This is a genomic window from Sulfurimonas sp., assembly GCF_023229105.1.
In the GTDB taxonomy this organism is placed as follows: domain Bacteria; phylum Campylobacterota; class Campylobacteria; order Campylobacterales; family Sulfurimonadaceae; genus Sulfurimonas.
This window is the reverse complement of sequence record NZ_JALNZY010000106.1, coordinates 1-5,184: the sequence shown is the minus strand read 5'-3', so window position 1 is coordinate 5,184 and position 5,184 is coordinate 1. Positions and strand designations below refer to the sequence as shown.

At 38.1% G+C, this 5,184-nt stretch carries 7 protein-coding genes; all 7 read right to left on the bottom strand.

Going from position 1 to position 5,184, the window contains the following annotated elements; all coding sequences use genetic code 11:
* Positions 1-188 precede the first annotated feature (188 nt).
* Positions 189-839, bottom strand: a complete 651-nt coding sequence (locus M0Q17_RS10610) for a class I SAM-dependent methyltransferase (protein ID WP_295086667.1) — start codon at positions 837-839, stop codon at positions 189-191.
* A gap of 59 nt (positions 840-898) precedes the next feature.
* A complete protein-coding gene (locus tag M0Q17_RS10605; protein ID WP_295086665.1) occupies positions 899-2,074 on the bottom strand; it encodes a PAS domain-containing protein in 1,176 nt (391 codons plus the stop codon).
* A 13-nt stretch (positions 2,075-2,087) separates the two neighbouring features.
* Positions 2,088-2,855, bottom strand: a complete 768-nt coding sequence (locus tag M0Q17_RS10600; protein WP_295086663.1) for an energy transducer TonB — start codon at positions 2,853-2,855, stop codon at positions 2,088-2,090.
* A 2-nt stretch (positions 2,856-2,857) separates the two neighbouring features.
* Positions 2,858-3,265 (bottom strand): biopolymer transporter ExbD, encoded by a 408-nt coding sequence (locus M0Q17_RS10595; RefSeq protein WP_295086661.1) that lies wholly within the window; start codon positions 3,263-3,265, stop codon positions 2,858-2,860.
* On the bottom strand, positions 3,262-3,702 hold the full coding sequence (locus tag M0Q17_RS10590; protein WP_295086658.1) for a MotA/TolQ/ExbB proton channel family protein: 441 nt from the start codon (positions 3,700-3,702) through the stop codon (positions 3,262-3,264). Before M0Q17_RS10590 ends, M0Q17_RS10595 begins: the two co-directional genes overlap by 4 nt.
* A 1-nt stretch (position 3,703) precedes the next feature.
* Positions 3,704-4,681 (bottom strand): ABC transporter substrate-binding protein, encoded by a 978-nt coding sequence (locus M0Q17_RS10585; RefSeq protein WP_295086656.1) that lies wholly within the window; start codon positions 4,679-4,681, stop codon positions 3,704-3,706.
* On the bottom strand, positions 4,678-5,184 hold a 507-nt coding region (locus M0Q17_RS10580; RefSeq protein ID WP_295086654.1), incomplete at its 5' end, for a sulfite exporter TauE/SafE family protein. The genes M0Q17_RS10585 and M0Q17_RS10580, both read right to left, overlap by 4 nt.

The following is a 5,184-nucleotide window of genomic DNA, read 5'->3' as shown; positions in this document are numbered from 1 at the left end:
ATGGCAAGTTTTGAAGTCTCAGGTGCACTAAAAGCCTCATTTTGGGAGAGTGTTCTAGGGTTTTCATTTTCACTTACACTAACTTTTTCTAGCTTATAATTGCTTTGTGCAAAGGAACTGCTTGCAGCTAAAATTGCAACAAGGCAAAGACTTAGTTTTATTTTAAATTTCATTTTTCATCTTCCTATTTACTTCGTTATAAAAACCCACCAACCGCTCTCATCATCTATGATGGTGTGTTGTGCTGGATTTAGTGAGTTTAGTATTTGTGGCAAGGCCTCTCGCTCTGTTTTTACTCGCTCTTTAAACGAGTCTCTCCAATCTGGTTTTTCTTTGCTCATGTGAGCGGTTATTTGAGCTCTTAGCTCTTTTGTGCCAAATCCTCCGCCTATGTAAGCGTGTCCGCCGACTTTTAATATTCTTAGTATTTCACTATAAGCCTTATCCCAATCATCCCAAAACGGCGAAGAACCGCGGCTTATGACTATGTCTATGCTCTCATCTTTCATATCTATATTATGGATGTCGCCGTTTAAAAAATCACTTTTATCTAAAATGTTTTCACTCTTTGCATAATCTCTAGCGAGCAAGAGCATCTCAGGCGATTGGTCGAAAAAAGTGATATGTAAGTCCGTAATACTTGCCATTGCTCGTCCAAGTGCTCCAGTACCGCATCCAGCATCAAAGCATCTACCAGATATCACTCCAGTTTTTTCCTTTATCTGTTGTGCAATTACGGGGTATATAGGTGCAAAAACTTCTCGCACAATGCGGTCAAAACTTTGAGGGTTTGATCCGCCTTTGTGCTCTTTATTTTCCATACGTTTAACTTTAACCATTCTTTTAACCCCTTTTAGTGTTATGTCTTCTTATACATAACGATATATAAATAAATATATTATGCCCAATCTAAAAGGCGTCTCTCGCCCTCTATCTTTTGTATCTCTGTAATATCTTGCGTTATCTCAACTACGCCTTTGTAGTTTTTATCTTCATCTCTAAGAGCAAAGTATCTGATGTGAATCAATCTTCCACCAAAAGTTATCCAAAATTCAGCACTCTCTTTAGTTCCTGCCTTAAAAGCTTCCAAGATGACTAAAACTGTATCAACACTCTTTGGAGGGTGACAAAACTTTACTTCTCTTCCAATTATCCCTGGACTTCTTAAAAAAGTTCTCTCACTACCTTGGTTGAAAAACGCCACTCTGTCATTCTCATCTACAAAAGTTACATCAAAAGGCAGATGGCTAAAAAAGAGGTTTAGTTGCTCTTGTGAGAGAGAACCTTCTTGGAGAAATATTGAACTTAGTGATGATGCCATATCTGGTTTTTTACTCTCATTTGTTGGCCATAGTGGAGGGTTTTGAATGAAGACATAACCTATCTCTTTCTCTTCTTTGCTCATTTTTTTCCACTCATCATGAGAGAACAGTTTTACAGATGTAGGAAGCAGCATCTTCTCTTCTCTGGTTGTCATGTCGAAAATATCTTGTATAACGTCACGCATAAGAGTCTGCATCTCTTCATTTAGCTCATTTTTCTCAAATGCTTTTATAACCATTTTTAAGTTTGCTCTTATCTCATCTTGAAACTTCCACATTCCCGTACTTGGATAAGTAAAGTTGTGTTTTTCTAAGTATGGAAAGAGTTGATCCTCTTTTCTTAAGTAGTGCGTATGGATTTTAGAGAGTTCATACAAAAGATTGAGCGTTGTATCATAACTTGCTATCTCCTCTACGCAAAAGGTATCTGTTATCTTCTCGCAAAGTTTTCTTATGTGGATATTTTCTTGCAGGTAGTTCGTTACAGGGTGTCCTTTTGGCTGTAAAAGAGGGTCTGATTTTACTCTGTTTTTAATCACATCCAAAAAAAACTCTCTCCTTGGAATACTTCGCTCTCTAGGGCCATCTTCATCAAAAACTCTCTGATTTGCTTTAAAAAAATGCTCGATATTTATATCCCCCATCTCCTCAAGCCATGCTTGTCTTTGACTTTGATTCATCTCATCAAAAGATCTGTGAAACTTCACAATCTTCTCTATTTTTTCTTCACTTTTTGTTAAAAACTCACTCATTTTTATATCTCCTTTATCTGTTTAAATTAAATGAAACAGGCAATATTATAGATATTACCTCTTTTGGCGGAGCATCGAAAGGCGAAACATCTTGGATGGTTTGCATCGCTTGTCTGTCTAAGCTCTCATGTCCGCTTGACTTTTTTATCCCAATGGATGAGACATTTACGCTCCCATCACTTGATATCTCAAAGCGAACAACACTCTCTCCCTCGATTTTAAGCCTTCTTGCAAGAGGCGGATATCTTAGGTTTTCTTGGATTTTCGCTCTTATTTTAAAGAGGTATTGCTCTATCTCATTAGCCTCTTTTATGGATGAAGCCTTTTGTGCCTCTTGGCTCTTTTGAGTGCTTTTTATAGGCGATGTTGGCTCAATATCTGCATTATTTTTTGTATCTTCTTTTGCCTCCATATTTTTTACTTCATTTTGAGCGACTAGCAAAGGTTCTTTAAGAGGAGTGGGACTTTGCTCTACTATAGGTTTTGGTTTTGCTACTGGCTCTGCTTTTACCACTGGTTCTGGTTTTAACTTTTGAACTGGTTTTGGCTCTTGTACTGGTTTTGGCACAGGCTTTGGTAGCGGCTCTGGTTTTTGCTCTGCCACTGCAACTTGGAGCTCTTTTTTCTCTTTTTTGAGACTCTCAATAGATGCTATCTCCACCACTCTTTGTGAGGGAGTGATATTTGGCTCTATCTCATTTAGAGTGTAAAATATCGAAGCATGCAAGAGAGTGGTAGATGCTACTGATATCATGGCTCTAGTGTAAAAATTGCTTATCATAACTACTCCTGCGTCTGGATAGAAAACTTTGAGATGCTGTTTTGTTTGCAGACATCCATGGCTTTTACAACATACTCAAACGATGTCTTTGCGTCACTGCGAAGAATAACGCCATCCCTTGAAGCTCTATCATGGTTTTTTATGAGTTCATCACTAAGGGCTTGCGTCTCTACAAGATTCTCCTCAAAGTAAAACTTTCCATCTTTGTCTATGGTTATGATTATCGGTTTTGTCGGCTCAACTGCTTGCTCATTTTGCGTAGCTTTTGGCAGAGAGATAGCTATCTTGCCCTCTGCAACAAAAGTTGCCGTTGCCATGAAAATAACCAAGATGACAAGAACAATATCCACAAAGGGAGTCATGTTTATCTCCGATATTTCGTTGTCTTCATAGACATTGTCTGTCTTCATGACGCTTTTGCCTCCATGTTTAGAAGTATCATCTTTATTTTTCTTACAAAGTAGTTGTAGGCTATGACGCTTGGAATTGCTACAAAAAGTCCAGTTGCAGTTGCAACAAGAGCTTCTGAGATGCCACCCATAACTGCATTGATACCAAATTCACTTCCCCTTGAGAGCGTGTGAAAAGCGTTGATGATTCCAAGAACTGTTCCAAAAAGCCCAATAAAAGGAGCGTTATTGCCAAATGTTGCAAGCACTCCCAATCTTTTTTCAAGTAAAATTCTCACCTCTATCATAGAGAGTTCATGAACTCTTTTTTTAACATATCCAAATACAAGTGCTCTCTCCATAATCACACCAAAAGAGAGAACGCTCATAGAAAGCAGTACCCATAACACTGGATCAACCCCGATAATGGCAACCCCTAAAAGTTTCTCAACAAGCATTTCAACTCTCTTTTAGCTGAGGAAAAAAGAGCCTCTCAAACTCTTTTTTATCCTCTTCAAAGGATTTTGTTCTAAGCGATGGATAAAAAGAGTCTATAAGCCATCTGATGCCAAGAAGTCGCATAAAAGAGGGCGGTCTTGAGATGTAGTTGAATGGATGTGAGGGCACGAGAAAAAGCTTTGCATCTTTTATAGCTCTGAGGCTTTTAAATCTTTGATTTTTGCCAATCTCCTCTACAAAAACGCTCTCCATAGCAACAATCACATCAGGGTCGCTTAAAAGAATAGTCTCAAAAGCTATCTTCTCCATCCCATAATTTGAACTCATCTTGCAATCAAGCGCATTTTTTGCCCCCGCATACTTAAACGGCTCAAGATGAAAAGAGCCATCACACTCACTGTTAAGCCCATCTACGCCTTGTGCAAAGTAGTAACGAACCTCTTTTTGCTTTGTGAGCTTCTCTTGTAGCTGCTCCACGAGAGAGAGACTCTTTTTGGTGTATGCTATAAGCTCATCTGCCCTCGCATGCTCGCCTGTTAGTGTTGCAAATAGTTCAAACTGAGTGATTAGGTCATAGATGGATTCGTTGTTTACAAGCAAAACAGGGATGCCAAGTTTTTCAAGTTTTGCCAATATCTTCTCATATCCTCGCATCCTAGTCCACATGATGACGACATCTGGTTTTGTGCTGGCTAAAATCTCAAAATTTGGAGTGTTTCCTTGCCCCATAAAACCGCCCACAACAGGTTTATTGTATGCACTTCCCACATACTTTTTTTGCATTTTGTTAAATGGAGAGTTAAGTCCTGCAACTAAATCAGGGTTAAATGCCAAAAGAGACATACTAAGAGGCGGCGAAGCCGAATAAATCTTAGTTATAGTATCAGGAACTTCAACAACTCTTCCCTGATCATCTGTGATGCTTTTAGCATAAGCAGTTGTAAAAAAAAGTACAAAAACCGATAAAATTATTTTCATTTTTTCTCCTTTTTAAATAGTTTGTATGCAGAGAGTAAAAGTATGATGGCTAAGAGTAGTTCTATGATTTTGGCATCCGTTTTTCCAAAGAGTGTAGCGCCGATAAAAGCGCCAATAATCGAACCGATAGACATCCATATTAAAATATCTCTAAAGCTTAAAACTTCTAAAAGTCTGCCGTTTTTGTGGTACCTATAAAGACCTACTAATAGTGTAGGAAGTGAGATGGCTAGACTTAGTGTTCCTGCTGTTTTAATGTCTGTAGCATACAAAAGTACGATAGTAGGGATTAATAATTCTCCTCCTGCGACGCCTAAGAGTGAACTAACCATACCGATGCCAATACCGATAATAAAACCTAATACAATTTGAAGTATTAACGGGAGTATGAGGGCACTCTTTACCTCTATAAAAATATGGCTAAAAAGAACTAAACTTAAAAAAATTAAAAGATAAAAAATAAGTGTGTGAAGTGTTCGTTTATCTATTTTTGTTGCATATGA